We start from the raw sequence: 26,317 nt of genomic DNA on the forward strand, positions 1-26,317 counted from the left end.
CTCGCCCTTTCCAGCCTACCCCATCGCCTCCTTGACGAGTTCCTCGGCGGCTTCCGCCAGGAGCTCGTCGGCGGCCTCGCCATAGACGGATTCGCGGCCGATTTCCAGCATCACCGGCACCGCCAAGGGCGAGACGCGATCGAGCGGGCGATGGGTGATTCGGCCCGCGATCCGCGTGAGCATATCACCCAGGCGGCGCAGATCGAGCAGGCCGGTGGCGGCGTCGGCGCGCGCCGCGCGCAACAGCATGTGATCCGGCTGGTGCCGGCGCAGCACGTCGTAGACGAGATCGGTCGAGAACAGCACCTGGCGCCGCGTCTTTTCCTCCGTGGTCGAACGCCGCGCGATTAGGCCGGAGATGATCGCGCACGAACGAAAGGTGCGCTTCATCAGCGCGGATTCAGCGAGCCAGGCTTCGAGATCGTCGCCGAGCATGTCCGGATCGAACAAAGCGGCGAGATCGAGACGGCCTTGGCTCACCATCAGCGACATGTCGCCGAGCCCCCACACCGCGAGCGCATATTCGTTGGCGACGAAGCCGAGCGGCCGCGCACGCGCCCGCTCCAGCCGGCGCGTCAAGAGCATGCCGAGCGTCTGATGCGCGAGCCGGCCCTCGAACGGATAGCAGACGATGTAGTGCTTATTCGAGCGCGGAAAGGTTTCCACCAGCAGCTCGCGGCGCGCCGGGATGCGCGATACGTCCTTCTGCAGCGCCAGCCAGTCGCGTACCTGCACGGGCAGTTGCGACCAGGCGCTGTTATCATCGAGCAGGCCGCGCACGCGCTCGGCGAGATAGGTCGACAGCGGGAACTTGCCGCCCATGTAGGACGGCACCTTGGGATCGCTGTCGTTGGCGCGCGAGACATACACCTGATCCTCGGCGAGCGTCTCGTAACGCACGATCTCGCCGCCGAACACGAAAGTGTCGCCGGGCGTCAGGCCTTCGATGAAGTACTCCTCGATCTCGCCGAGCAGCCGGCCGCCGCGCGCGATCACACCTGTCGATCCGGTGCCGCCGCCGCGCGAACGCACCAGCCGCACCTTCAGCATCGCCTCTTCCACGATCGTGCCGACGTTCAAGCGATAGCTCTGCCGCACCTTGGGATTGGTGACCCGCCAGCGGCCTTTGGCGTCCTGCTTGATGCGCGCGAACCGCTCATAGGTCTTCAGCGCGTAGCCGCCTGATGCGACGAAGTCGACGACGTCATCGAAATCGGCGCGCGACAGCGTCGCATAGGGCGCGGCGGTGATCACCTCGGCATAGAGCTCGTCACTCAGGAACGGCTCGCCGCAGGCGCAGCCGAGCACGTGCTGCGCCAAGACGTCGAGCGCGCCGGTGCGCAACGGTGGCGTGTCCTGCGCATTGTCGGCGATGGCGTCGATCGCGACCGAGCATTCCAGAACCTCGAAGCGGTTGGCCGGCACCAGCACCGCGCGCGACGCCTCATCGAGCCGGTGATTGGCGCGGCCGATGCGCTGCATCAACCGCGAGCAGCCTTTGGGGGCGCCGACATTGATGACGAGATCGACGTCGCCCCAGTCGACGCCGAGATCGAGCGACGACGTGCAGACCACGCCACGCAATCGGCCCGCGGCCATCGCGTCCTCGACCTTGCGGCGCTGCGCGACGTCGAGCGAGCCGTGATGCAGAGCGATGGCGAGGTTGTCGTCGTTGATGCGCCAGAACTCCTGGAACAGCATCTCGGCCTGGCTGCGGGTGTTGACGAACACCAGCGTGGTCTTGTTGGCCTTGATCAGCTCGTACATCTCGGCGAGCGCATGGCGTGCGGTGTGCCCGGCCCAGGGCAGCCGCTCGCGCGTGTCCAGCATCTCGACCACCGGCTGCGCGGCGCCGCCGGCGACGACCAGATCGGCGCTTTCGGTCGCGCCGCCCGGCTGCGGCACCAGAAACCGCGCGATCTGCTCCGGCTCGGCCACCGTGGCCGACAGCCCGATCATGCGCATGTCAGGCGCAAGCCGCCACAGCCGCGCCAGCGCGAGCGACAGGAGATCGCCGCGCTTGGATGTGACGAGCGCATGCAGCTCGTCGAGCACGACGCGCCTCAGCGACGAAAACAGAAATGGCGCGTCGTCCGACGAGAGCAGCAGGGCCAGCTGCTCGGGCGTCGTCAGCAGGATGTCCGGCGGATAGCGGCGCTGCCGCTGCTTGCGGGAGGCCGGCGTGTCGCCGGTGCGGGTCTCGACCTTGATCGGCAGCGCCATCTCGGAGATCGGCGCCTCGAGATTGCGCGCGATGTCGACCGCGAGCGCCTTCAGCGGCGAGATGTAGAGCGTGTGCAGTCCGGCAGGCCGGGCGACGGACCTCGCCGCAGGCTTTTGTCCGAGCTCCACGAGGGTCGGAAGGAACCCGGCCAGCGTCTTGCCGGCGCCGGTCGGCGCAATCAGCAGCGCCGAGCGCCGCGCCCGCGCCTTCTCCAGCAGCGCCAGCTGATGCGACCGCGGCGCCCAGCCGCGCGCCGCGAACCATTTGGTGAAATGGTCAGGCAGCGCGGCGGTGTCGTCGGACGGGGCTGGTCGGATGCGGGGCGGCACCGGGGGAAGGTAGGCAGTCATAGGTGGTTCGTCGAGGGAGGACGCAGCCGCTGCAGCGAGACCTCACGTTTTGGAGCATTCATCGGGCGCACCACCGCGTCATCAACTTTCGCCGTCGTCCCGGCGAACGCCGGGACCCATACCCCCAGGGAGCGGTTTGAGGCACGCTGGCGATTGGCTTTTTGCCCATCACATCCGCCGCGGCGTATGGATCCCGGGTCGGCGCCACGATCACGCTGTCGCGTGCTCGTGGCTTGCCCGGGACGACATCGAGTTTGATCACCGCGGGTGGTCGTTTCATCCGCATATCTCAACAGCCTGAACAAGCATCCACGATCTCGCGGCTGATAACGCCCGAGTGATGCATCGGCATGCCCCTCCAAATTGCAGAGGGCGCAGGGAAGGCCAGGCGTCGGCTGACGCCTGCGGCCCGCCTGCGAAAAAAATGCAGGCGGCAGAACCACAGGTGCAGCCGGGCACGCCCGGCCTTCCCTGCGCGGTGGTCTTCACGCTTCTTTCGTGCTCTCCCCGGGGACCGGCTGATTGACCCCGTCGCCGATGCAGCACATCCGCGCTGACATCCACTTGACCTCGGCACCGGGAGGCCAGGACCACACGACTTCGCGTCCGCCGCACACCGTTCGTCCGCGCAAGCCTTCGCTCACGCTACGGCATCTCGGCGGCCACCGCTCCCCGCCCCGCGTGTCGTGACGATCGCGCGCAACGCCCCTCGGCTTGGGACGGGATGGCGGGATATAATCATGTGTTCTGAAAAAGCGCAATAGATTTCTTTATTACGGAAACACACGTATCCCCCGACGCCGGTGCACTCCCCTCCCCCGGCCGCAATCGCGCAGCGATTGTGGCTGCGGGGAGGGGTCGGGGGTGGGGGACAGCACGCACGGACGCTCGTTTAAGCGCACTGCCGCCTTCAGGGATCTTTGCCCGTCGAGCAGCGTCGTCGTTGCCCGGAACGTCGGCTGGAGGTGCAATTCTCATCGCAGGGTGCAGGACTCGTGGCCCCCCCACCCCCGACCCCTCCCCGCAACCGGCAAACGCTGCGCGCTTGCCGGTCGGGGGAGGGGAGCGCAGCGTCGTCGGGGAGATGTTGCGGCTCAAACCGGCAGCGGACGACAGCCCTACTCCGTCATCGGCTTCTCGGAGATGCTCCAGTCCTTGCCGTCGAAGATCGAGATGTAGAGCGTCTTCATCGGCGTGTAGTCGTCGGGCGTGTAGGCGAAGTTGACGCCGTCGAGGAAGAAGGGCGAGTGGAAGCCGGCCAAGGTGGTGGCGTGCTTGAGCACGTTCTCGCGGGTCAGCGTGTCGCCGCAGCGGCGCAGGATCTCGCCCATCGACACCGCCTGGCCGTAGCCGGCATAGGCGATGGTGTTGTCGGGATCGATGTTGGGCAGGTACTTGGCGCGCAAGGCCTCGAAGCCCTTGACGTCGGGATCGTCCTTCCATTGCGGCACGCCGGCGTCCTTGGAATAGCGGATGGCGACGATGTCCTTGGCGTTCTCGAGGCCCGCGGCCGACAGGATCGAGCGGCCGGTCGAGCCGGCGGACAGCAGCTGCAGCGGCTTCCAGCCGAGCTCGGCGACCTTCCGGATCGACTGCGACGACGCCTTGCCGGTCGAGATGTTGTAGAACACATCGGCGCCCGACTTCGACAGGTTGATCAGCTGCGAGTCGACCGTCGGCTCGGTGAGATCATAGGTCTGCTCCATGATCACCTGGGCCTTGCCGCCGGCATCGGCCAGCACCTTCTTGAAGGGACCCAGGAAGTCGCGGCCGAAATCGTCGTTCTGATAGAGAATGCCGACCTTGGCCTCCGGCTTCACGCTCAGCACGTGCTTGGCGAGAATGCGCGCCTCTGTCGGATACAGCGGCAGGCCGGCCATGGTCCATTTGTAGTTCTTCGGATCGTTCCATTTCGAGGCGCCGGTGTTGAGCATCAGCTGCGGCACGCCCTTGGAATTGAGATATTTGTGCACGGCGGTCTGCGGCGCGGTGCCGAGCGAGCCGTACAGCGCCAGCACCTCGTCCTGCTCGACCAGCCGCCGCGTCGCCTCGACGCATTTCGGCGCGCTGTAGGCGTCGTCCATGGTCAGGAACTTGACCTTGCGGCCGTTGATGCCGCCCTGCTCGTTGAGCATCTGGAAATAGGCCTCGCCGACCCGGCCGAGCACGCCATAGAGCGAGCCGGGACCGGAATGCGGAATGGTCTGGCCGATCTTGATCTCGGTATCGCTGGCTCCGGCATCGTACTTCTTCTCCGCCGCCCAGACGTAAGGCGACGCGATGGTCGACGCACCCAAGGTCGCGAGCGCGGTGGCGCAGAAGCCGCGCCGGGTCAGATTGTTTTTCATTCGTTGTTCCTCCCTGGATCGACGCATTTTTTGGCATCGGGAGGCGCGCGGCAAGAGCGAAGTTGCCGCATTGCGGGCGCGTGCAGCGCATTCAATAGCGTGTAGACTCAAGTCCGGGCGGCGACCACGGCCAGCCCGCGCACCGGCTGCTGATCCTCGGTGCGCGGCGAGGCCGGCGCGAGATGCAAAGGCTTCAAGCCGGCATCGGCCAGGGCGCGGCGGATATATTCCGCACCATGGGCATAGCGCAAACCCTTGCCCATGATCACACCGTCGCCATCATGCGTCTCGACGGTAAATGTCAGCAGGCCGCCTGATGTCAGCACGCGCGACGCCTCGTGCAGCACCGGGGCGAGATCGCCGACATAGACCATCGCATCCGCAGCGAGAACGAGGTCGGCCGAGGCATCGCCCTGGCGGCGCAGCCCTGCCGTCATGTCGTGGACCTCGAGCTCGGCATAGAGGCCGGTGGCGCGCGCCTGCGCGATCATGCCCTCCGACAGATCGATGCCGGTGAAGCTGTCGACGTTCGCGGCGAACGCCGCGGCGCCAAGGCCGGTGCCGCAGCCGAGATCGATGCCGCGCTTGAAATAGGCCGGCTTCTTCTCGGCGGCACGCACCGCCAGCACCGCCTTGAACAGGATCGCGGGCGCCCGGTAGCTGAGCCGCTCGATCAGCTCGGCCTCGAAGCGCGGCGCATATTGGTCGAACAGCGACTGCACATAGGCCTTGGGCATATCCGAGAGCGGCGCCGCGCCGAGCTGCATCAACCGCACGCCGGCGCCGTGACGGTCATCCGGATCGGCGGCAACCGCGTTCTGGAAGGCGGCGATGGCCTTGTCGGTTTCGCCGAGCGCGATCCTGATCTGGCCCAGCTCGAACCACGCCGAGGCGAATGTGGGCGCGACCTCGATCGCCTGCTCCATCACCTCGGCGGCAGCGGCCAGATCGCCCTTTAATTGCAGGTCGCGGGCGAACTCGTAGCGGCGGTCGGCGATCAGGTCGCCGGAGGAGAGGAACAGGCGGTGGGGCATCTTGGAACCACGGGGTCGTCATGGCCGGGCTTGACCCGGCCATCCATCATCGAACGAGTCATTCCAGCAGATGGATGCGCGGGTCAAGCCCGCGCATGACGGGGGGTGGGTGGAGCCGGCTGAATTTTCCAACGCGAGACCTATATGAGCTGCATGCGTCCGCAAGACATCCTGATGCCCGTTCCCTCAGGCCTGTGCTGCAAGGCCGGCGGCTTCCACATCGATCCCGTGCGCCCGGTCGAGCGGGCGCTGATCACCCATGGCCATTCCGACCATGCCCGCGCCGGCCACGGCGCGGTGCTGGCGACGCAGGAGACGCTCGACATCATGCGGCTGCGCTATGGCGAGAATTTTGCGGGCTCGACGCAGGCGATCGGCTATGGCGAGGCGATCAAGCTCGGCGACGTCACCGTCAGCTTTCACCCGGCCGGGCACGTGCTCGGCTCAGCGCAGATCAAGGTGTCGTCAGGGGGCACCTGCATCGTGGCGTCCGGCGACTACAAGGATGCGCGCGATCCGACCTGCGCGCCGTTCGAGCTGGTGCCATGCGACGTCTTCATCACCGAGGCGACGTTCGGCCTGCCGGTGTTCCGGCACGGCGATGCAGCCCATGAGGTCGACAAGCTGCTCGCCTCGGTGGCGCTGTTTCCTGAGCGCGCGCATCTGGTCGGCGCCTACTCGCTCGGCAAGGCGCAGCGCGTGATCGCGCTGATCCGCGAGGCCGGCTATGACGCCCCGATCTATCTGCATGGCGCGATGGAGAAGATCACGCGCTACTACCAGGACAAGGGCATCGCGCTCGGCGAGCTCCGGCCGGTCAAGGGCGTCAAGAAGGCCGAGCTCGCCGGCACCATCACGCTCGCGCCGCCGAGCGCGACGTCCGACCTGTGGACGCGGCGCTTTCCTGATCCGGTCACCGCCTTCGCGTCGGGATGGATGCGGGTGCGCGCCCGCGCGCGGCAGCGCGGCGTCGAGCTGCCGCTGGTCATCTCCGATCACGCCGATTGGGACGGGCTCACCGCGACCATCGCGGCGACCGGCGCCGGCGAGATCTGGGTCACGCACGGCCAGGAGGACGCGCTGGTGCATTGGTGCAAAGCCACGGGCCTTGCGGCGCGGCCGCTCGATCTCGTCGGCTATGGCGACGAGGAGGAGAGCGAGGTGGTCGCCACGGAGGACGCGGAGGCATGAACCGCTTCGCCGAGCTGCTCGACCGCCTCGCCTATGAGCCCGGCCGCAACAACAAGCTGCGCCTGCTGACGTCGTATTTCCGCGAGGTCGCCGATCCCGATCGCGGCTACGCGCTGGGCGCACTGACCGGCGCGCTGTCGTTCAAGCACGCCAAACCGGCGCTGATCCGCGACCTTATTGCTGCGCGCACCGACCCGGTGCTGTTCGCGCTGTCGTATGATTATGTGGGGGATCTCTCCGAGACTGTCGCGCTGATGTGGCCGAAGGCGGCGCCGCCTGCATCCGGCCACAACAACCCTCCGCCCCCGACGCTCACTGACGTCGTCACCACGCTGCGCACGCTCGGCAAGACCGAGATGCCCAAGCAGTTGGCGCAATGGCTGGACGAGCTCGACGAGACCGGGCGCTGGGCGCTGTTGAAGCTCGTCACCGGCGCCTTGCGCATCGGCATATCGGCGCGTCTCGCCAAGACCGCGGCCGCCGCGCTCGGGACTAAGGACCCGCACGACGTCGAGCTGATCTGGCCGGGCCTGTCGCCGCCCTATCTCGATCTGTTCGCCTGGCTCGAAGGCCGCGGCGACAAGCCGGTCAATCGCGATCCCGCGCCGTTCCGCCCGGTCATGCTCGCGCATGCCGTCGAGGACAGCGACTTCGCGAGCATGGATGCGGCCAACTACATCGCCGAATGGAAATGGGACGGCATCCGCGTGCAGGCGGTGAGCGGGCGCGAGGCCGGCGGCCGCGTCGTGACGCGGCTGTATTCGCGCAGCGGCGAGGACATCACCGGGAGCTTCCCGGAACTGCTGCCCTCGCTGCATCTGCCGGGCGCGCTCGACGGCGAGCTGCTGGTGGTGCGCGATCAGCGCGTGCAGAGCTTCAACGTGCTGCAGCAGCGGCTGAACCGCAAGACGGTGTCGCCGAAGCTGATGAAGGACTATCCGATCCATCTGCGCGCCTATGACCTGCTCGGTGACGAGGACAACGATCTGCGCGAACTGCCGTTTGCCGAGCGGCGCGTGAAGCTGGAATGGTTCATCAAGCGGCTGGATGATCCGCGCGTCGATCTGTCGCCCACGATCACTTTCTCCAGCTGGGACGAGTTGAAGGCGGCGCGCGCCAATCCCGCCTCGGCCGGCGCCGGCGACGATGCCGAAGCGGTCGAGGGCGTGATGCTGAAGCGGCGCGACGCGCTGTATCTGCCGGGCCGCCCGAAGGGACAATGGTGGAAGTGGAAGCACGATCCGCACATCATCGACGCCGTGCTGATGTATGCGCAGCGCGGCCACGGCAAGCGCTCGTCCTACTACTCCGACTACACGTTCGGTGTGTGGACGGCGGGCGAGGCCGGCGACCAGCTCGTGCCGGTCGGCAAGGCCTATTTCGGTTTCACCGATGAGGAACTCTTGCAGATCGACCGTTTCGTCCGCCGCAACACGACCGAGAAGTTCGGTCCCGTCAGGCATGTCGTGCACGAGCCCGAGCAGGGCCTGGTGCTGGAGGTCGCCTTCGAGGGGCTGCAGCGCTCGCCACGGCACAAATCCGGTATCGCAATGCGCTTCCCGCGCATCAGCCGCCTCCGCTGGGACAAGCCGCCGCGCGACGCCGACCGCCTGGAGACGCTGGAGCGCATGCTAAAGAGCGAGGCGGCGGGGTGAGGATGACTCACAGTTCTCGACACAAATGGGGGTGACAATTTGTTGCTCGTCATGCCCGGGCTTGACCCGGGCATCCATCCCCTTTCGCGAGATGGATGGCCGGGTCAAGCCCGGCCATGACGATGTTTGGCATTACGGCGCAACGGTGAAACCAGAAGGCGAGCGCCGCAGCGGGAACATTAAATGCCAGTAACCAGCTTGCGCCGCCGAGGCGGGTTCCCCACCTGCCCTGCCGTGCTTTATAGTCGGGCTTGCGAATCCGACGAACCCGCCTGGAGACGATGACATGTCGAACGACATCAGGGACTATCCGGCCCGCGCCCGCAGCTCGGATGGCCTGTATCGCTTTCTCGGCGGCTCGCCGGTCGCGGTGGCGTTCCGGCTGATCCTGCTGTCGATCCTGGTCGGCGTGGTGCTGTCGGCGATCGGCTTCGATCCGCTGAACATCCTGCACAGCATCCGGCTGTTGTTCATCCGGCTCTACGAGCTCGGCTTCGACGCCTTCAACTGGCTGTGGCGCTACTTCCTGCTCGGCGCCGTGATCGTGATCCCGATCTGGTTCCTGTCGCGGCTGTTTGCTCCGCGCGGCCGCTAGCGGACCGCAGCTGATGCAGCTCCGCTTCGTCGGCTGCGGTGACGCGTTCGGCTCGGGCGGCCGGGTCAACACCTGCTTTCACCTCACGGGCGAGCATACCAATCTGTTGATCGACTGCGGCGCGTCGTCGCTGCCGGCGCTGAAGCGGCTCGGCATCGCCTGCGACGACGTCGCGCTGATCCTGATCACGCATTTCCATGGCGATCATTTCGCCGGCCTGCCGTTCCTGCTGCTCGACGCCCAGTTCTCGCGGCGGACGCAGCCGCTGGTCATCGCCGGGCCCGCGGGCATCGCGGTGCGGCTGGCGCAGGTGATGGAGGCGCTGTTCGAGCATTCCTCCGCGACGCCGCGCAAGTTCGAGCTCTCTGTCGTCGAACTGCAGGCGGAGGCGACGACGCATTTCGGCGAGATCGCGGTGACGCCCTATGCCGTCGTGCATGGCAATTCCGGCGGGCCGTTTCTCGGCTACCGCATCAAGGCCGAGAGTCGCGTGGTCGCCTATTCGGCCGACACCGAATGGACTGACAGCCTGATCCCGCTCGGCCGCGATGCCGACCTGTTCGTCGCGGAAGCCTATACGTTCGACAAGCCGGTGAAGAACCATCTCAGCCTCGCGGCGCTCGAGGCCCATCTCGCCGACATCCGGCCGAAGCGGCTGGTGCTGACCCATATGGGCGACGACATGCTGCGGCGGCGCGACCAGATCGCTCACATGACCGCGCATGACGGCATGAGCGTCGAGATCTAGCTCGCCAGCACAGAAGCCGGCTAAGAACGTCGACGCGCGGCCACCGCGCGCATGCCACGGGCCGCCCTTGACCGCTTCAGCCAAAGTCACGTCAGCGCAGGTGTTCGACATCGCGGGTCCCGCGATGATCGCCAATCTGACCACGCCGTTGATCGGCATCGTCTCGACCACCGCGATCGGGCGGCTCGGCGAGGCCGCCATGCTCGGCGGCGTCGCGATGGCCTCGGTGATCTTCGACTGCCTATTCTGGCTGTTCGCCTTCCTGCGCGCCAGCACGCTGGCCTTCACCGCCCAGTCGCTCGGCGCCGGCGAAAGCGACGAGATCCTGAGGGTGCTGATCCGCGGCCTCGCGCTCGCCGCGCTGATCGGCATCGCCCTGATCGCGCTGCAGGCGCCGCTGGCCACGATCATCTTCGAGCTGATGGGCGGCAGCGATGCAGTGCTCGGCGCCGCGCACAGCTATTTCGTGATCCGGATCTGGTCGGCACCGCTGGCGCTCGCCAACTACGTGCTGCTCGGCTGGCTGGTCGGATTGGCACGCGCGAGGTTGGCGCTTGCGGTTCAGGTCGCGATCAACCTGATCAACATGGCTGCAACCGTTCTGCTGGTGCAGGTGCTCGAAGCCGGCATTGCAGGGGCGGCGATCGCCGCGCTGCTCGCGGAGGCCGTCGGCGTGGCGATCGGCCTGGTGCTGGCCCGCCGGCTGGTCAAGACGACGGACGGCCTGTCGCTGCCGCTGCTGTTCGACCGCGTCAAGCTGATGCACATGATGGCGGTCAACCGCGACATCATGATCCGGACCGCGGCGATGATAGTGGCGTTCCTGTTCTTCACCTCGCAGGGTGCGCGTGCCGGCGACACCACGCTCGCGGCGAACGCGGTGCTGAACAACTTCCTGCTGGTGGCGGCGTTCTTCCTCGACGGGCTCGCCAATGCCGCCGAGCAGCTCTGCGGCTACGCTTTTGGCGCTCGCAACAGAGATGCCTTCGCCGGTGCCACAAGGCTGGTGCTGATCTGGGGGTTCGGCTTCGCGCTGGCCGTCGCCGTCGTATTCGTGTTGCTCGGGCCTGTTCTGATCGACGTGATGACGTCGAGCGCCGCCGTGCGCAGCGCCGCGCGCGACTATCTGCCGTTCGTGGTCGCCTCGCCGCTGCTGTCGGTGTTCGCCTTTGCGTTCGACGGCGTCTATATCGGTGCGACCTGGGCGCGCGACATGCGCAACCTGATGATCGCCGCGCTGATCGTCTTCCTCGGCACCTGGTTCGCGCTGCGCGGCTTCGGCAATGCCGGCCTGTGGATCGCAATGCTCAGCTTCTACGCCGCCCGCGGCGGCTTCCAGGCCATACGCTATCCGGCGCTGCTGAGGATGTCGTTTGGCACATCGTAGGGTGGGCAAAGCGCAGCGTGCCCACCGTCCGGCTTGCCGTGTGAATGGTGGGCACGCTGCGCTTTGCCCACCCTACATTCTTTGCCAACGCTGGCGCGCGCCCTAAACCGGCCAGTCCTCGGCGGTGATCGTGGCCGCATCGGCGCCGACGATCTCGGACAGCGAGTCGCGGCCCGTGCGCAGCAGGGTCGAGGTCAGGTCGGACTTGATGCTCTCGACCAGGCCGAGGCCCTTGTAGACCAGCGAGGAGTAGAGCTGGATCAGGCTGGCGCCGGCGCGGATCTTGGTCAGCGCGGCGCCGCCGGTGTCGATGCCGCCGACGCCGATCAGCGGGAACGCGCCTTCGACCCGGACGAAGGTCTCGGCGACCATGCGCGTCGACAGCCGGAACAGCGGCCGGCCGGACAGCCCGCCCTGCTCCTTGGCGCGCATTTGCTCGCGCAGGCTGTTGGGCCGGGCGAGCGTGGTGTTCGACACGATCATGCCGTCGACGCCGCGCGAGCGCGCGACATGGACGACGTCGTCGAGCTCGGCGAGGCTGAGATCGGGCGCGATCTTGAGCAGCACCGGCGTGTCGCCGGCCTTGCGGCGGACCCGGTCGCGCGCCTCCAGCACCTTGGACAGCAACTCGTCGAGCTGCGCGGCCTGCTGCAGGTTGCGCAGGCCAGGCGTGTTCGGCGAGGAGATGTTGACGGTGAAATAGCTCGCCACCGGCGCGAAGGTCTCGATCAGCCGGACGTAGTCGGCGACCCGATCGGCGGAATCCTTGTTGGCCCCGACATTGACGCCGACGATGCCGCCCTGATTGGCGCGGCCGGCGAGCCGGCGCAGCACGATCTCGGCGCCGTCATTGTTGAAGCCCATGCGGTTGATGACCGCCTCGTCGCGCTCAAGGCGGAACAGCCGCGGGCGCGGATTGCCGCTCTGCGGCCGGGGGGTGACCGAGCCGATCTCGACGAAGCCGAAGCCGAGCCGTAGCAGCGCGTCCGGCACCTCGGCGTTCTTGTCGAAGCCGGCGGCCATGCCGACCGGGTTGGGGAAGTTGAGCCCGAAGGCGCGCACCGCCAGCTTGGCGTCGTCCTGCCGCGGCTTGACGGCCGGCAACAGCTTCAGGCCCTGGATGGCGAGCCGGTGCGCATCTTCGGCATCGAGCCAGCGGAGCAGCGGCAGCGAGAGCTGGTCGAAGGCGCGGATCACGGCACCAGCCCCGGAATCTCGTGCCCGCCATCGGCACGGTTGTGCATCTGGTGAACGGCCGTCACCGCGCCGAGATCGAGCTCGCCATAGAGATGCGGAAACAGCTCGTCGTTGCGCGAACGCTCCCAGCGCAGCGCATCGCCCAGCGCGTCCGCCTCGACCTCGACCAGGAACAGCGCGCTCTGGCCGAAAAAGTGCTTCCGCGCGGTTTCCGGCACCTGGGCGGCGGTCGAGAAATGGATGAAGCCGTCGCGCAGATCGTCGGCGCTGCCGCGGTACACGCCCTGCCGCTCCGCCTCGCGCCAGGCCGAAGCTGAGCAGATTTTGTAGATTTTGGGCACCTTGGCGCGGTCCTGGCTGGAGCTTGAGTTTGCTGATGTCTGGGGATGCGGCCGACCGTATCGGCAGGGGGCGTCGAACTCAAGCCTCGCGTGCCCCGCTGCGCCACATGCCAGTGCGCAGCAGTTGCGTCCATGCCGCCACGGATTCCGCTGGACGCACCGGGTTCCTCAGCAAGGATTAACCCAATTCGGCTTCTGTTGGTTCCTGCGATTCGCTCGCGCGACCCACGCGCTGACGCGCCGCCCGATTGCATGCGCCACGTTCGATTCTGGAGATTGTCATGGACCGCCGCCACGTCTTGAAGGCCCTTGCGGGCCTCGCGCTCTGCCCCGTCTGCGCCACGCCGGGCTTCGCCGCCGAAGGCGCGCCGCATTGGAGCTATGAGGGCGCGACCGGGCCGGCCAGATGGGGCGACCTCGACGCCGCCAACAAGGTCTGCAGCATCGGCAGCCAGCAATCGCCGATCGACATCGAGAACCCGACCCGCACCCGGCTGCCCGACTTCAAGCTCTCCTGGGGCAAGGCCGCCGACACCATCGTCAACAACGGCCACACCATCCAGCTCAACTTCGCCGACGGCAGCGGCACGCTCAGGCTCGGCGAGACCAACTACAAGCTGCTGCAGGTGCACTTCCACCGGCCGAGCGAGCATCAGATCGGCGGCAAGAACTTTCCGATGGAGGCGCATTTCGTCCACCGCGCCGCCTCCGGCGGCGTTGCCGTGCTCGGTGTGCTCATGACCACCGGCCGGCCCAATCCCGCCTTCAGCCAGATCGTGGTGACGATGCCGGACAAGGAAGGCCAGGCGGTCAAGGCCGATCCGCGCATCGATCCGAGCATGTTGCTGCCGGCGCGCCGCTCCTATTATCGCTATGCCGGCTCGCTGACGACGCCGCCCTGCTCCGAGGTGGTCGAATGGCTGCTGCTGGCCGACCCGATCCAGGTCGCCGAGGCCGACATCGCCAAGTTCGCCAGACTCTATCCGATGAACGCCCGTCCGGTGCAGAAGCTCGACCGCCGCTTCGTGCTGCAGGGGATGTAGGACGCAGTCCGTTTTGGACGAGGACCGCCACCAAGCACTCCGCTGTCGTCCCGGCCTCCGAGCCGGGACCCATACCGCGGAATCTCAGTTGTTATAAAAAGGTGGCGGAGAGCCTCGGCCAAACTCGGGCCGGTGGCTATGGGTCCCGGCTCGGAGGCCGGGACGACACCGTTTGCGGAGTAGCCCGCGTGGGCCTTACGCGCTCCGCGCAAGCGCCCCATCGATCATGCTGACCGCATTGTTGACGCCATACACCGCGACGAAGGAGCCGAAGCGCGGGCCCTTCTCCTGGCCGAGCAGCACCTGGTAGAGCATGTTGAACCAGTCGAGCGACACGCCGGGCCGGCCGTCCTTGCCCTTCTTGACGTGATCAAGGAACGGCTCGCGGCGGCCGATCTCGTAGACCACGTTCTGGATGTCCTCGGCCGAGGCATCCTGCGCCAGGTTCGACAGCGCATCGCGCAGGTCCTGCAGCGCCACGCGCTCGACCTCGGTCGGTTCGCGGAACGTCTTGGTCGGCGCGACGAAGTCGCGATAGTAGTTGATGGCGTAGCCGACCATCGCGTCGAGCTTCGGATGCGTCTGCGGCGTCACGCCGGGACGGTAACGCCCGATGAAGCCCCACAACGTCCCAGCATTTTCGGCATTCGACGACGACACCAACGTGAGCAGCAGCTGGAACGTCACCGGCATGTCCGCCTTGGGCGGCTTACCGGAATGGATGTGCCAGACGGGATTGCCGAGCTGCTGCTTGGCGTCCTGCTTCTGGAAGCCCTCGAGGAACTGCTGATAGTCGTCGACGTTGCGCGGGATGACGTCGAAATACAGCCGCTTCGCCGCCTTGGGCTCGCGATACATGAACAACGACAACGATTCCGGCGAGGCGTAGCGCAGCCATTCGTCGATGGTCAGGCCGTTGCCCTTCGACTTCGAAATCTTCTGGCCTTGCTCGTCGAGGAACAGCTCGTAGTTGAAGCCCTCCGGCGGCGTGCCGCCGAGCGCTGCGCAGATCTTGCCCGACAGCTTCACCGAGTCGATCAGGTCCTTGCCGGCCATTTCATAGTCGACGCCGAGCGCCGTCCAGCGCATCGCCCAATCCGGCTTCCATTGCAGCTTGCAATGGCCGCCGGTCACCGGAACGGTCATCCGCTCCTTGGTCTCCGGGTCATCATAGGAGATCGTGCCGGCCTTGGCGTCGTGCTCGACGATCGGCACGTACAGCACCAGGCCAGTGCGCGGGCAGATCGGCAGGAACGGCGAATAGCTCGCCGCGCGCTCCTCGCGGAGTGACGGCAGCATGATCGCCATCACCTTCTCCAGCCGCTCCAGCATGCGCAGCAATGCCGCGTCGAACCGGCCGGAGGTGTAGTACTCGGTCGAGGAGGCGAACTCGTACTCGAAGCCGAACTTGTCCAGGAAGGCGCGCAGCCGTGCATTGTTGTGGGCGGCGAACGACGGATATTCGTTGGAGAACGGATCGGGGATGCGCGACAGCGGCTTGCCGAGATGGGTGGCCAGCATCTCCTTGTTCGGCACGTTGTCCGGCACCTTGCGCAGCCCGTCCATGTCGTCGGAGAAGGCGATGAGCCGCGTCTTGATCTTGTCCTCGGTCAGCACGCGGAAGGCGTGGCGCACCATCGTGGTGCGCGCGACCTCGCCGAAGGTGCCGATATGCGGCAGGCCCGACGGACCGTAGCCGGTCTCGAACAGCACCTCGTCCTTCGGGGTTTTCTTCAGCCGGTTGACGATCGCCTTCGCCTGCTCGAACGGCCAGGCATTGGAATTTTCGGCAAGCGCGCGCAGGTCGCTCGGGCTGGTCGGGACGAGATCGATCGTGGACATGGTGAAGTACCGGTTGTTCGATATGCGTAGGGTGGGCAAAGCGAAGCGTGCCCACCGCGATGGTGGTGGGCACGGCGCCACGCGCCTTTGCCCACCCTACGGGTGAATCGTTCAGAACGGGCTGATCGAGAAATAGCGCAGCCACAGGTCGGTGTAGCGGCCTTTTTCCCAGACCCGGAACAGCGCCCAGTTCAGGGCCTGGCGCAGGAGGTCGTTGCCCTTGCGGACCCCGATCCCGACGCCCTCGCCGAAATAGCGGCTTTCGACGAAAGGTCCACCGGAAAAGGCGCAGCAATCGCCAGAATCCGTGCCGTTGACCCAGAACGCCAGCGAGATGCCGTCGCCGAAGATCAGGTCGACCTCGGAGCGGCGCAGCGCCTGCCGCAGCGCTTCGTCGTTAGGATAGGTCTTGATCTCGGCGTCGGTGAACATCGCCTTGAGGTAGGCCTCATGGGCGGTGCCGGTGACGGCGCCGATCTTCTTGCCCTCGAGAAACTCGGGGCGGATCTCGGTCATGACCGCGTCGCGGCGCGACACGAAGCGGGCCGGTGCGCGGTAGTACGGGTCGGAGAAGTCGAGTCGTGCCCGCATCTGCGGCGTTACCGCCATCGAGGCGATGATCGCATCGCCGCGGTTGGAGGACAGCGCATCCAGCAGGGTCTCGAAGCGGCGCATCTGGATGGTGCAGGTGACCTTGATCTCGTCGCAGAGCGCGCGCGCCAGATCGACGTTGAAGCCCGCGGGATTGCCATCCGGTCCGGTGAAGTTGAACGGGGGATAATCGGTCTCGGTCAGGAAGCGGATCACCGTGAGGCGCGACAGATCGGGGCGCTCGGGGCGCCGCCGCGGATCCCAGAATCCGGGCACGGCCTGCGGCGCTGCCTCGACCGGCGGCTTGACCGGGGCCTGGGCGCGGACGTCCGGAGCCGCACCGGCCAGACCCAGACACAGCAGCACCCCCGCCATCGCTGCGCGAGCCGGATTCATGGGTCTGAAGGTCGGTGACAAGACGGTCGGCATCAGCGGTCCCGATGGTCAGCGCGCCTTATAGACCATCCCGGCGCAATTTCGAGGCTGGATTCGGCTCGGCCTGACCGCCTGCGCCCTGAACGTTAATGCCCTCAAAGGTATTTCTTCAGATCCGCCGCGGCTTCCTCGGGGGTCCGTTTGAGATTGAACGGGGCGACGAACCGGCCGTTGCGGTCCATCAGGTACACCAGCGCGGTGTGGTCCATGGTGTAGTCGCCGTCCTTGAGCGGAACCTTCTTGGCGTAGACCCGGTATTCGGTCAGGACCTTGGCCAGCACCTCGGGATCGCCGGTCAGACCCTTGAGGTGCGGGTCGAAGCTGGACAGGTAGTCCTTCATCGTCGCCGGATTGTCACGCTCGGGATCGACCGAGATGAAATAGGCGTTGACTGCATCGGCATCCTTGCCCATCGCGCGCAGCACCTCGGAGATCTCGAACAGCGAGGTCGGACAAACGTCCGGACAATGGGTGAAGCCGAAGAAGATCAGGGTCGGCCGGCCCTGCAGGCTCTTCTCGGTGACGGCTTCGCCGCTCTGGTCGGTCAGCTGAAACGGACCGCCGATCGCGGCCGGCGCGGCGATGTTGCGGCCGCCGCCCATGAGGAGGAACATCAGCGACAGCCCGACCACCAGGCTGGCGGCGAAGGCTCCGATGATCACCAACGGGCGGGTGGCATTGGCCGGCATGCCGAATTCCTCACTCTTGTCTCAGAAGCAAGCTCTCAGAAGCAAGCCTGAACGCCTGCAGCGATCATCTCGAAGAACACTGCGGTCCCGTAATGGGCCCACAGCGCCACGGCGCCGCCCAGCAGCGCAACCGCCGCCACTGCAGCCGCCATCGCCGGCGCGGACGCCAGACGAGGGCCTGACCGGCTGGACGGTATCTCTTGCGGCGCAGAAAGAGGCTGCATGATGACGTGCTCATCCGGCGGATCGCTGGCCAGACATGGCTGACCAGATCTGGCACGAGCCGCGACCCGCCTCTTAGGCTTTCAGATAGGCCCAGCGAGCCGATGAGGCAAGCGTGACCGGCTCCCGGCCGATCACAGGCGGCGGAGCCAGCCGGTCAGTGCGACGCGGAGGCCTTGGCGGCAGCCGGCGACATCGCCGGTGCGTTCGGCGCGACCTGCGGGGAGGTCGGCGACGACGCCTGCGCATCCATGTAGCAGGGCTTGTACAGCGCCTGCAGTTCCCTGCCCTTCAGGAAGATCATCCGCGGCGTCAGTCCGCCGCGCTGGGTGATCCAGCGGCGGATCGGCGACGGGTACATCGAGTACAGCATCTGGGTCGCCTCGGGATTGGTCACGGCCCGGCCGTTGGCGCCGAAATCCCAGGCGGCATGGAAGCCGAGATTGGCATGCGAGGTGACGCAGATCTTGTCGTGGGGAAGGGCGCCGAGCACGATGGTGCAGGCCGAGGCGCACAGCCCGTCGATGATCACATATTCGCCGGAGGATCGCAGGCCCTGATACTTGTCGACATAGGTGCCGATCCGGCCGCCGCGGTCATCGGCGATCCGGACCACGGCCTGGCTCGCACCGACCCCCGACAGCAACAGAACAACCGCGAGCAACCCCGTCCAGAATTTCATGTCGAGCCCCAGTTCAACCCGGCGAAACCGATCTGACCGACTTTGATACACGTCGAGTGATGCGCTTCTTGTGATGCATGGACTGCGGCGGACCTTGAAATCACGAGCCCTCCCCAGAACCGGAACGCGAAAGCCAAATCCAAATCGCAAATGCAGCGTGTTGCGAGATCGTGTTTTTGTCCAGGACGGCGCAGCGGTGCGAACCAAATTCAGGTCAAGTGTTGCAAGCTCGCTGCACCACACGGTTGCTGACGCGAAAATATCGCCTCACCCTGGTTCCTCGCATGGCGAACGCGCCACGTGCGCGGCAACAGCCCGGCCTGATTCGTTTTGTGACGCGACTTCGGGGTCACGGGTGCACGAGAGGCTTCCCGTGAAATTGCGGGGCTGGCAACAGGCGGGTGACACTGCTGCCTCTCGCGAATCCGATCGCGGCGGCGCTCACGAGGCGATCACATTGCACTGCAGCTTACGCACCGGCCGGCGCCGATGCCGATCTGCCGTCGGGCTGTCCGAGCCGGCGCGGCCACCTTCATCGCGGCGGCGGCGTCGCAACTCCGAGTTGATGATGGCCTCCCGATCCGAGGGCCGCGACGAGGTCGCCAGGGCCTCAGATCGGCGTCGACGGCCCCACGCGAGCTAATCCGGCAGGCGAATGCTGGCACCGAACGTCACGATCGGCGCATCGGCGGCACCGAGCTGAATCTGGCGCTCCGGCACTTCCTGATAGCTGCCGTCTTCAGTCTTTCTCAACGCATATTGCCAGACCGTTAACGTCTCGCCGCGTTCGAGCGCATCGCGGATGCGGGACGCGCCGCGACCGGGCAGCTTGATCAGATCGTCGCGCATCATTCCGATCATGGTCGGGCTGTCGCCCCGATGCAGCTCGAAGAACACCATGCGATTGGGCTTGTCGTGCGGCTTGAGCACCGTATCAGCGGTGAACAGCACGAGACAGATGGCGACCGCGATCAGCTTCCAGGTATCGGACAACATGCAATGCATCCCCGCTCCGACCCTGCGCTGGTAAGCGTCGCGCAGGACATCGGCAACTTACAGTTTGGTCATGCCAAATGAGATGACGTCCGACGTAATCGATTCGACCCGCGATCGGCGCGATCATCGGCTCCTCGTCGTTCACAACATGGAGAGCACCGATGACCGACCTTGCCACGATCGCCGACAGCTACATCTCGCTGTGGAACGAACGCGCTCCCGCGCAGCGGCGCGCGCTGCTCGCCCGGCATTGGACGGCCGATGCGAGCTACGTCGATCCCGTGATGCGGGGCGATGGTCACGACAGCATCGACGCCCTCGTTGCCGGCGTGCAGCAACGTTTCCCGGATTTCAGCTTCCGATTGATCGGGGCGGCGAACGGTCATGGCAACTACGTCCGCTTCCGTTGGGCGCTCGGCCCGAACGGCGAGAGCAGTCCGATCGAGGGCAGCGACGTCGCGGAGCTGAAGGACGGCCGCATCCATCGCATCATCGGCTTCCTCGACAAGGTCCCCGAAGGCGCCTGAGCTGCGGCAGGAGCCGGGCCGAGAGCGCGTGGCTCAGCCAGCACATGTCGTGGAGCGACATCGCTGCTGCGCCGGGCCACGCACGCGTCTGTGTGACACAGATCGAGGAGATCGATGCGTGGCGGGCGCCTGTCTCGGTCACGCCAGGCTGTCAGAGATCACTGCAATGCAGCCTGTAAGCCGAAAACTGGAGCGGGCGAAGGGAATCGAACCCTCGTATGCAGCTTGGGAAGCTGCCGTTCTACCATTGAACTACGCCCGCGCTGGCTCATGATTAGCCGAGACGCTGCGTTTCGCCAAGCGGCTTGTTGCCACGGACCTTCGCGCCGACGCTGGTGCGAAACGGACCAGTCGCCCGATCGTGATCGGCGGCGCCAGCATGGCGCGGAACGGATAGTGGACTTGCAGCTTCTGCCCATCGAAGGCGCCGCCCCTCCCCGCAGGCGGCCTGACCACGGAGCGGACGTCATGCAGAGCCAAGGCATCGCATCCGCGACGTCGCGCGCGGCGTCGTTCATGTCACGTCCGACGGCGCTCGATCTCTACACTCTGGCCGGCGGGCTGTTCCTGTTCGGCTCGCCCTGGCTGTTCGGCTTCGTCCGCACCGCCGGCCGAATCGATGCGGAGATCGTCGGCGCAGCCGTCGTCGCGTTGTCGCTCGCGGGCCTGATGGCGTTCGCCGATTGGGAGGAATGGCTGAAGGTCGCGCTGGGCGTGTGGCTGATCGCGGCGCCCTGGCTGCTCGACTTCGTCCACACGCCCGCAATGCATGTCAGCATCACCATCGGCATCGCCGTCACGTTCCTGAGCCTGCTCGAATTGTGGCTCGCGCATGATCCGGATTTCGCCAGCGATGGCCCGCCACTGATGAGCGGACCGTAGGCGAAGCGACGATTGCGGCTTCGATCCGTGCTGCGCCGCATGCCAACATTGCGATACCAATCGACTGCGATCCCACCGGCACACTTGACAACCCCGACCCAAATCAGGGCAAACCCCGCCCCGGTCGTGCCGCGCTGTTAACAAATTGTTAACAAAATTGATGCGGGCGACCGTGATGGTGATATGGTTGTAGCGTGGGGTTGAGGTGGCGTCATGGGGCGTGGGTATACGATGTTCGATACGGCCCTCGGCCGTTGCGGCGTTGCGTGGAGCGATGCCGGCATCACCGGCGTGCAGTTGCCGGAGGCGCGAGAAATCGAGACGCGCGGCCGGTTGTTCCGGCAGTTTCCCGAAGCGCGCGAGCAGCGCCCGTGTTCAAACACTGAACTCGCGATCAAGGGCATCAGCGCCATGCTGCGCGGGCAGGATGCCGACTTCTCCGATGTCGTTCTCGATCTCGACGGCGTGTCGCCGTTCAATCGGCGCGTCTACGATTGCATCCGCGCGATCCCGCGCGGCGCCACGCGCACCGCGGACGAGCTCGCAGACGAGCTGCACGTGCCGAAGGCGCTCCACTCGATCGCGCAGGCCCTGACGAAGAACAATTTCGTCCTGATCGTGCCATGCCACCGCGTGAGGGACATCGGCAGCGGACTGGACAAGCCATCCACCAACAGCGGCCTCATCTCGAAACGCCGGCTGCTGTCGCTGGAAGGCACACAGCCGCAGGCTGGCCTGAGCTTGTTCGACGCCCTGCTCACGGTCGATCGGCGGCGCGCGTCGTAACCAGGCGATGCGGAATTCTCGCGCAGGGGGCTCTCCCCTTTTGCGCGCGATGCTCTAGATTTGCGGGATGACCGCCACCCTCCTGTTCGAGAGCCGAGACGTGACCGTGTCCGAATTCCGCTGTGCAGCGGTTCCGGGCGAGCGTCCCTACATCGAGCAGTTTGCCGGCTACTCGCTGTCCTATGTGCGCAAAGGCAGCTTCGGCTGTCATCACCGCGGCCGCCTGTTCGAGCTGGTCACCGGCTCGCTGCTGGTCGGATATCCCGGCGACGAATTCATGTGCACGCACGACCATGTCTGCGGCGATGAATGTCTCTCGTTCTTCTTCGATGCCGAGGTCATCGACGAGATCGGCGGCGACGCGCGGGCCTGGCAGGCCGGCGCCGTGCCGCCGCTGCCGCAGTTGATCGTGCTCGGCGAGCTCGCCCACGCAGTGGCCGCACGGGAGCACAGTCTCGGCCTCGACGAGGTCGGGCATCTCGTGGCCAGCCGCTTCGTCACCGCTGTGTCAGGCGAGGTCGAGCGGCCGGCGAAGCCGAGCCAGCGGGATCGCCGGCGCGCGGTCGAGAGCGCGTTGTGGATCGACGAAAATGCGGAGCGCACTATCGACCTTGCGGATGCGGCGCGCGGAGCCGGCGTCAGTCCGTTCCACTTCCTGCGGCTGTTCACCGCCACGCTCGGCGTGACCCCGCATCAATATCTGATCCGCGCGCGCCTGCGCCGCGCCGCGCGACGCCTGAGCGACGAGGACACACCGGTCACCGAGATCGCCTATGATTCGGGCTTCGCCGATCTGTCCAATTTCACCCGCACCTTCACGCGCGCCGCCGGCGTATCGCCGGCAAAGTTTCGCAAGGCGTCGCGCGGTGACCGCAAGATTCTCCAAGACCGTCTGAGCCGCCATTGATTGGATGATCTCAAGCGCGTGCGGCCGCCGCATGCGAAGCATGGAGATCATCGATGTACGATCATATCGGCCTCAGGGTCGGCAATCTCGACGCCAGCGTCCGCTTCTACACGGCCGCGCTCGCGCCGCTCGGCCACATCCTCTGTTCGAAGGACGAGACCTCGGCGGGCATCGGCCCGAAGGGCGAGCCGGCGCTGTGGCTCTATCTCGACAAGGGGGCGCACAACGGCGCTGCGCACATCGCGTTTCGCGCGGCTGATCATGCCGCGGTCGACCGATTCCACAGCGAGGGATTGAAGGCCGGCGGCAGCGACAATGGCGGCGCTGGTCCGCGCGCAGACTACAGCCCGACCTACTATGCCGCTTTCCTGACCGATCCCGACGGCAACAACATCGAAGCCGTGTGTCCGTGAGGTCAGCGCCATGGCATCGATTCAGAGGGAGATTCCGATCGCAGCCCCGGCGGCTGCCGTGTGGGACGCAGTGCGCGATTTCGGCGCTGTTCATACCAGGGTGGCGCCGGGCTTCGTCATCGACACCAAGCTCGATGGCGACGTCCGCATCGTCAGCTTTGCCAACGGCAGCGTGGTGCGCGAGCAACTGGTCGACTGCAACGATGAACGCCGGCGCCTCGTCTATGCCATCAAGAATGAGCGCATCACCCAGCACAGCGCCTCGTTCCAGATTGTCCCGGACGGCGAGGAGCGCTGCCGGGTGATCTGGACGACCGACGTGCTGCCGCACGAGATCGCGCCCCATATCGAGCAGCAGATGGAGCTCGGCGCGCGGGCGATGCAGGACACGTTGAGCAGGACACGTTGAGCAGGCCCGCGCGTAGCGGCTTAGCCGGTGCGCTGCGGCGGTTGCGAACCAGAGCTGAGGCCGGCCGCCAACACGGCCGGGCGCAGCCCGGCCGCGGCGGCCGTCGATCCCCATGGAGTGAGCATGACGCTGGCCAGCGTCAGAACGCCGAGCAGCACCATCGACGCCGCCGCGAGCATGAAGAAGTCGCCTTCCGTCGCCGCATGCTGCAGCAGATAGAAGCCGCCTCCGGCAATGAAGACGAGCCGCACCGTCTGCGCCAGCACCGGCCCGATGACGCGGGCCGCCCCCTGTGAGGAGAAGTACATCGAGATCGCGAGGCCGATGAACGCATACATCGGCGCGGCGATCTGCAGGTAGTGACGGCCCGCGCTGCGTGCGCCCTCGTCCTGGGTGAAGATGTCGACCCACAATTGCGGGACGATCGCGATCAGTGTCGACAACGCCCCGACCGAGACGAACGAGACCATTCCGGCCGTCCAGGCGACCCGGCGGGCGCGCGCGATTTTCTCGGCGCCGACCGCCATGCCGACCATTGGCACCGAGGCCATGCCGATGGAGAACGCCACCGTCGTCATCATGAATTCCAGGCGCGCGCCGATGCCGTAGCCGGCGAGCACGGCGGTGCCGAACCCGGCCAGCATGTGCGTGAAGATGGTGATCGACAGCACCGACTGCAGCGGCGAGAAGCAGGCGACCGCGCCGACCTTGAGAATGTCGGCGAACATCGCGCGACTGATCGTGAGTCCGCGGAGCTTCGGCCTGACACGGGCGCGGCCGGAGAACAGGTACCAGCCCATCACCGAGATGCTGACGCTGAAGGCGAGCAGCGCGCCGGCCGCGACGCCGCGCATGCCGAGCCCCAGCACCAGGCTGAGCGTGCCGCCGAGCACGATCTGCAGCATCGCCGAGCACAGGATCATGAGCGAGGGCAGCTTCATGCTGCCCGTGCCGCGCAGGATACCGGCCATGGAATTCATCAGCCAGGGCAGCATGGCGCCGCCGAAGAAGATCTGCAGATAGGCGACCGCATGCGCCAGCACCGCGCCGCGGCCGCCGAGCAGTTCGAGCAGAGCGGGGCCGAACACGAGCATGCCGACCATGAAGGTCGCGCCGAACGACAGCGCGATCAGCAGCGCATGCGACGCCAGCGTCGATGCCCGCTCGGTGTCGCCGGCGCCGAGCGCCCGCGCGATCGCCGATGCGACGCCGCCGCCCATGGCGCCGCCGGACATCGTCATGGTCAGGATCACCAGCGGGAACACCAGGGCCATCGCCGCCAGCGCCTCGATGCCGAGCCGGCCGATATAGGAGGTCTCGGCGATGACGACGCAGACGCCGGCCGAATTCGCGATGATGTTGGGCCAGGCGAGCGACAGCAGCGTGCGCAGGATCGGGCCGTCGACCAGGGCGTTCCGCACCGGCGGTCTGGCGGGTGGCAGGGATCGTGCTTCGTCGATCGGACTGTCGGCCAAGCCGATCTCGGACATGTTCGCCCCCGCTCGACCGCGCGCGCAGCGCGGCGCCCCTTGTCGTTGGAACTGTCCTAGCACACCCCCGGACAGCGCCCCGTGCCGCGGATGCATTGCGGGTACGCGCGCGGCGCGCAGCCGTTCCTAGAGGCGGAAATGCTTGGAGAGCTTCAGGCCCTGCGCCTGGTAGTTGGAGCCGATGCGGCTGCCATACATCGCGTTCGGCCGCGCCAGCATCTTCTCATAGACGAGGCGGCCGACGATCTGGCCGTGCTCGAGGATGAACGGCACCTCGCGCGAGCGCACCTCGAGCACCGCGCGCGAGCCCTGGCCGCCGGCGCCGGCATAGCCGAAGCCGGGATCGAAGAAGCCGGCATAGTGGACGCGGAATTCGCCGACCAAGGGATCGAACGGCACCATTTCGGCGGCGTAGTCCGGCGGCACCTGCACGGCTTCCTTGGAGGCCAGGATGTAGAACTCGCCGGGATCGAGAATGAGGCTGCCGTCGGGCCGCGCCTTGATCGGCTCCCAGAACTCTTCGACCGGATAGCCGGCGCGGCGGTCGACATCGACCACGCCGGTATGGCGCTTGGCGCGGTAGCCGACATAGCCATTGGCGTTGGCGCCGGACAGATCGACGGACAGCGCGACGCCGCCGGCGAGATCCGCATCGTCGCGATCGACCAGCCGCTCGGCCTGATGCAGCGCGACCAGTTCGCCCTCCGACAGCACGGCGTCGCGATAACGAAAGCGGACCTGCGACAGCCGCGAGCCCTCGCGCAGCAGCACCGGGAACGTCTTCGGGCTGATCTCGGCATAGAGCGGGCCGTGATAGCCGGCGCCAATCATGTCGAAGCGGCGGGTGCCGTCGGCGATGACGCGGGTGAAGACGTCGAGCCGCCCGGTCGAGCTCTTCGGATTGGCGGCGGCGACAATGTCCTTCGGCAGCGCCAGGCTCTCCAGCAGCGGCACGATATAGACGCAGTTCGTCTCCAGCACCGCGCCGTCGGCGAGCGCGAACTCGTGCAGCTTCAATTCGTCGATGCGCTCGGCGACGGTCGATCCCGGACCGGGCAGAAAGCTCGCCCGCACCCGGTAGGCGATGTCGCCGAGCCGCAAATCCAGGCTCGCCGGCTGGATCTGGCTCTCGACGAAATCATATTCCGGAATGATCAGGCCGGCCTCGGCCATCGCCACGATCATGCGATCGGGCAGGATGCCGTGGGCGTCGGGGCTAAGCGAGAACGGCAAGACCTGGTCCTTTGCAGGCGCCGGAACGGCGGCTTGTGAGCCAATATAGCGTCTTTCGACCGGTTATCCGATGGCCACCTTGACGAAAAGGCCGGTTGCG

Annotated in this window: 24 protein-coding genes and 1 tRNA gene; 12 read left to right on the forward strand and 13 right to left on the reverse strand. The window is 66.5% G+C overall.

Annotated features, from left to right (window positions below; translation table 11 throughout):
* Positions 1-15: 15 nt before the first annotated feature.
* The 3 genes from ACQR1I_RS18670 to ACQR1I_RS18680 all read right to left on the reverse strand — a co-directional run bounded on the left by ACQR1I_RS18670 (position 16) and on the right by ACQR1I_RS18680 (position 5,956).
* Positions 16-2,553: a ligase-associated DNA damage response DEXH box helicase gene (locus tag ACQR1I_RS18670; protein ID WP_434866620.1), complete on the reverse strand. Its 2,538-nt coding sequence runs from the start codon at positions 2,551-2,553 to the stop codon at positions 16-18.
* Positions 2,554-3,692: 1,139 nt separating this feature from the next.
* On the reverse strand, positions 3,693-4,922 hold the full coding sequence (locus ACQR1I_RS18675; protein ID WP_434866021.1) for an ABC transporter substrate-binding protein: 1,230 nt from the start codon (positions 4,920-4,922) through the stop codon (positions 3,693-3,695).
* A gap of 107 nt (positions 4,923-5,029) precedes the next feature.
* Positions 5,030-5,956, reverse strand: a complete 927-nt coding sequence (locus ACQR1I_RS18680; RefSeq protein ID WP_434866022.1) for a methyltransferase domain-containing protein — start codon at positions 5,954-5,956, stop codon at positions 5,030-5,032.
* 153 nt (positions 5,957-6,109) lie between these two features.
* Here ACQR1I_RS18680 and ACQR1I_RS18685 point away from each other — a divergent pair, with 153 nt between their 5' ends.
* The 5 genes from ACQR1I_RS18685 (at position 6,110) to ACQR1I_RS18705 (ending at position 11,532) form a co-directional block, all read left to right on the forward strand.
* Positions 6,110-7,147: a ligase-associated DNA damage response exonuclease gene (locus ACQR1I_RS18685; protein ID WP_434866621.1), complete on the forward strand. Its 1,038-nt coding sequence runs from the start codon at positions 6,110-6,112 to the stop codon at positions 7,145-7,147.
* Positions 7,144-8,802, forward strand: a complete 1,659-nt coding sequence (locus ACQR1I_RS18690) for an ATP-dependent DNA ligase (protein ID WP_434866023.1) — start codon at positions 7,144-7,146, stop codon at positions 8,800-8,802. Before ACQR1I_RS18685 ends, ACQR1I_RS18690 begins: the two co-directional genes overlap by 4 nt.
* A 286-nt stretch (positions 8,803-9,088) precedes the next feature.
* On the forward strand, positions 9,089-9,397 hold the full coding sequence (locus ACQR1I_RS18695) for a DUF6460 domain-containing protein (protein ID WP_434866024.1): 309 nt from the start codon (positions 9,089-9,091) through the stop codon (positions 9,395-9,397).
* Positions 9,398-9,410: 13 nt separating this feature from the next.
* Positions 9,411-10,145, forward strand: coding sequence for an MBL fold metallo-hydrolase (locus tag ACQR1I_RS18700; RefSeq protein WP_434866025.1), 735 nt, complete (start codon positions 9,411-9,413; stop codon positions 10,143-10,145).
* 100 nt (positions 10,146-10,245) lie between these two features.
* Positions 10,246-11,532 carry an MATE family efflux transporter gene (locus ACQR1I_RS18705; protein ID WP_434866622.1) on the forward strand — a complete coding sequence of 429 codons (1,287 nt, stop codon included), beginning with the start codon at positions 10,246-10,248 and terminating at the stop codon, positions 11,530-11,532.
* 102 nt (positions 11,533-11,634) lie between these two features.
* Here ACQR1I_RS18705 and ACQR1I_RS18710 read toward each other — a convergent pair whose 3' ends face one another.
* Complete coding sequence (locus ACQR1I_RS18710; protein WP_434866026.1) at positions 11,635-12,729, reverse strand: quinone-dependent dihydroorotate dehydrogenase; 1,095 nt, start codon at positions 12,727-12,729, stop codon at positions 11,635-11,637.
* Complete coding sequence (locus ACQR1I_RS18715; RefSeq protein WP_434866027.1) at positions 12,726-13,070, reverse strand: DUF952 domain-containing protein; 345 nt, start codon at positions 13,068-13,070, stop codon at positions 12,726-12,728. The genes ACQR1I_RS18710 and ACQR1I_RS18715 overlap by 4 nt, the downstream gene beginning before the upstream one ends.
* Before the next feature lie 281 nt (positions 13,071-13,351).
* On the opposite strand from ACQR1I_RS18715, the gene ACQR1I_RS18720 reads away from it, so the two are divergent.
* On the forward strand, positions 13,352-14,113 hold the full coding sequence (locus ACQR1I_RS18720; protein ID WP_434866028.1) for a carbonic anhydrase: 762 nt from the start codon (positions 13,352-13,354) through the stop codon (positions 14,111-14,113).
* Between the two features lie 195 nt (positions 14,114-14,308).
* Here the strand turns inward: ACQR1I_RS18720 and ACQR1I_RS18725 are convergent, their stop codons facing one another.
* From ACQR1I_RS18725 to ACQR1I_RS18745, 5 genes are all read right to left on the reverse strand, one after another.
* On the reverse strand, positions 14,309-15,955 hold the full coding sequence (locus ACQR1I_RS18725) for a lysine--tRNA ligase (protein WP_434866029.1): 1,647 nt from the start codon (positions 15,953-15,955) through the stop codon (positions 14,309-14,311).
* A gap of 111 nt (positions 15,956-16,066) precedes the next feature.
* Entirely contained in the window at positions 16,067-16,921 is an 855-nt protein-coding gene (locus ACQR1I_RS18730) for a transporter substrate-binding domain-containing protein (RefSeq protein ID WP_434866623.1), read from the reverse strand.
* A 155-nt stretch (positions 16,922-17,076) separates the two neighbouring features.
* Complete coding sequence (locus ACQR1I_RS18735; RefSeq protein ID WP_434866030.1) at positions 17,077-17,670, reverse strand: SCO family protein; 594 nt, start codon at positions 17,668-17,670, stop codon at positions 17,077-17,079.
* A 379-nt stretch (positions 17,671-18,049) separates the two neighbouring features.
* A complete protein-coding gene (locus ACQR1I_RS18740) occupies positions 18,050-18,574 on the reverse strand; it encodes a hypothetical protein (RefSeq protein ID WP_434866031.1) in 525 nt (174 codons plus the stop codon).
* Between the two features lie 639 nt (positions 18,575-19,213).
* Entirely contained in the window at positions 19,214-19,570 is a 357-nt protein-coding gene (locus ACQR1I_RS18745; RefSeq protein ID WP_434866032.1) for a hypothetical protein, read from the reverse strand.
* A gap of 161 nt (positions 19,571-19,731) precedes the next feature.
* Here ACQR1I_RS18745 and ACQR1I_RS18750 point away from each other — a divergent pair, with 161 nt between their 5' ends.
* Positions 19,732-20,097, forward strand: a complete 366-nt coding sequence (locus tag ACQR1I_RS18750) for a nuclear transport factor 2 family protein (RefSeq protein WP_434866033.1) — start codon at positions 19,732-19,734, stop codon at positions 20,095-20,097.
* 188 nt (positions 20,098-20,285) lie between these two features.
* Here the strand turns inward: ACQR1I_RS18750 and ACQR1I_RS18755 are convergent.
* Positions 20,286-20,359 (reverse strand) — tRNA-Gly (locus ACQR1I_RS18755).
* Between the two features lie 206 nt (positions 20,360-20,565).
* Between ACQR1I_RS18755 and ACQR1I_RS18760 the strand changes: the two genes are divergently transcribed.
* The 5 genes from ACQR1I_RS18760 (at position 20,566) to ACQR1I_RS18780 (ending at position 23,494) form a co-directional block, all read left to right on the forward strand.
* Complete coding sequence (locus ACQR1I_RS18760; RefSeq protein WP_434866034.1) at positions 20,566-20,979, forward strand: SPW repeat protein; 414 nt, start codon at positions 20,566-20,568, stop codon at positions 20,977-20,979.
* A 213-nt stretch (positions 20,980-21,192) separates the two neighbouring features.
* Complete coding sequence (locus ACQR1I_RS18765; protein ID WP_434866035.1) at positions 21,193-21,765, forward strand: methylated-DNA--[protein]-cysteine S-methyltransferase; 573 nt, start codon at positions 21,193-21,195, stop codon at positions 21,763-21,765.
* 67 nt (positions 21,766-21,832) lie between these two features.
* Complete coding sequence (locus ACQR1I_RS18770; protein WP_434866036.1) at positions 21,833-22,672, forward strand: helix-turn-helix domain-containing protein; 840 nt, start codon at positions 21,833-21,835, stop codon at positions 22,670-22,672.
* 53 nt (positions 22,673-22,725) lie between these two features.
* Positions 22,726-23,085: a VOC family protein gene (locus ACQR1I_RS18775; protein WP_434866037.1), complete on the forward strand. Its 360-nt coding sequence runs from the start codon at positions 22,726-22,728 to the stop codon at positions 23,083-23,085.
* Between the two features lie 10 nt (positions 23,086-23,095).
* Positions 23,096-23,494: an SRPBCC family protein gene (locus ACQR1I_RS18780; RefSeq protein WP_434866038.1), complete on the forward strand. Its 399-nt coding sequence runs from the start codon at positions 23,096-23,098 to the stop codon at positions 23,492-23,494.
* A 20-nt stretch (positions 23,495-23,514) separates the two neighbouring features.
* Here the strand turns inward: ACQR1I_RS18780 and ACQR1I_RS18785 are convergent, their stop codons facing one another.
* Complete coding sequence (locus ACQR1I_RS18785) at positions 23,515-24,984, reverse strand: MATE family efflux transporter (RefSeq protein ID WP_434866039.1); 1,470 nt, start codon at positions 24,982-24,984, stop codon at positions 23,515-23,517.
* A gap of 126 nt (positions 24,985-25,110) precedes the next feature.
* On the reverse strand, positions 25,111-26,217 hold the full coding sequence (locus ACQR1I_RS18790; protein ID WP_434866040.1) for a 2'-deoxycytidine 5'-triphosphate deaminase: 1,107 nt from the start codon (positions 26,215-26,217) through the stop codon (positions 25,111-25,113).
* Positions 26,218-26,317 lie beyond the last annotated feature (100 nt).

The organism is Bradyrhizobium sp. HKCCYLS2038, assembly GCF_051167655.1.
Taxonomy (GTDB): domain Bacteria; phylum Pseudomonadota; class Alphaproteobacteria; order Rhizobiales; family Xanthobacteraceae; genus Bradyrhizobium.

Excerpts from the sequence above, each read along its gene's own strand:
- ACQR1I_RS18675 (WP_434866021.1), bottom strand. The coding sequence starts at position 4,922 with ATGAAAAACAATCTGACCCGGCGCGGCTTCTGCGCCACCGCGCTCGCG.
- ACQR1I_RS18680 (WP_434866022.1), bottom strand. The coding sequence starts at position 5,956 with ATGCCCCACCGCCTGTTCCTCTCCTCCGGCGACCTGATCGCCGACCGC.
- ACQR1I_RS18685 (WP_434866621.1), top strand. The coding sequence starts at position 6,110 with ATGCGTCCGCAAGACATCCTGATGCCCGTTCCCTCAGGCCTGTGCTGC.
- ACQR1I_RS18690 (WP_434866023.1), top strand. The coding sequence starts at position 7,144 with ATGAACCGCTTCGCCGAGCTGCTCGACCGCCTCGCCTATGAGCCCGGC.
- ACQR1I_RS18695 (WP_434866024.1), top strand. The coding sequence starts at position 9,089 with ATGTCGAACGACATCAGGGACTATCCGGCCCGCGCCCGCAGCTCGGAT.
- ACQR1I_RS18700 (WP_434866025.1), top strand. The coding sequence starts at position 9,411 with ATGCAGCTCCGCTTCGTCGGCTGCGGTGACGCGTTCGGCTCGGGCGGC.
- ACQR1I_RS18720 (WP_434866028.1), top strand. The coding sequence starts at position 13,352 with ATGGACCGCCGCCACGTCTTGAAGGCCCTTGCGGGCCTCGCGCTCTGC.
- ACQR1I_RS18725 (WP_434866029.1), bottom strand. The coding sequence starts at position 15,955 with ATGTCCACGATCGATCTCGTCCCGACCAGCCCGAGCGACCTGCGCGCG.
- ACQR1I_RS18730 (WP_434866623.1), bottom strand. The coding sequence starts at position 16,921 with ATGGCGGGGGTGCTGCTGTGTCTGGGTCTGGCCGGTGCGGCTCCGGAC.
- ACQR1I_RS18735 (WP_434866030.1), bottom strand. The coding sequence starts at position 17,670 with ATGCCGGCCAATGCCACCCGCCCGTTGGTGATCATCGGAGCCTTCGCC.
- ACQR1I_RS18740 (WP_434866031.1), bottom strand. The coding sequence starts at position 18,574 with ATGAAATTCTGGACGGGGTTGCTCGCGGTTGTTCTGTTGCTGTCGGGG.
- ACQR1I_RS18745 (WP_434866032.1), bottom strand. The coding sequence starts at position 19,570 with ATGTTGTCCGATACCTGGAAGCTGATCGCGGTCGCCATCTGTCTCGTG.
- ACQR1I_RS18750 (WP_434866033.1), top strand. The coding sequence starts at position 19,732 with ATGACCGACCTTGCCACGATCGCCGACAGCTACATCTCGCTGTGGAAC.
- ACQR1I_RS18760 (WP_434866034.1), top strand. The coding sequence starts at position 20,566 with ATGCAGAGCCAAGGCATCGCATCCGCGACGTCGCGCGCGGCGTCGTTC.
- ACQR1I_RS18765 (WP_434866035.1), top strand. The coding sequence starts at position 21,193 with ATGGGGCGTGGGTATACGATGTTCGATACGGCCCTCGGCCGTTGCGGC.
- ACQR1I_RS18770 (WP_434866036.1), top strand. The coding sequence starts at position 21,833 with ATGACCGCCACCCTCCTGTTCGAGAGCCGAGACGTGACCGTGTCCGAA.
- ACQR1I_RS18775 (WP_434866037.1), top strand. The coding sequence starts at position 22,726 with ATGTACGATCATATCGGCCTCAGGGTCGGCAATCTCGACGCCAGCGTC.
- ACQR1I_RS18780 (WP_434866038.1), top strand. The coding sequence starts at position 23,096 with ATGGCATCGATTCAGAGGGAGATTCCGATCGCAGCCCCGGCGGCTGCC.
- ACQR1I_RS18785 (WP_434866039.1), bottom strand. The coding sequence starts at position 24,984 with ATGTCCGAGATCGGCTTGGCCGACAGTCCGATCGACGAAGCACGATCC.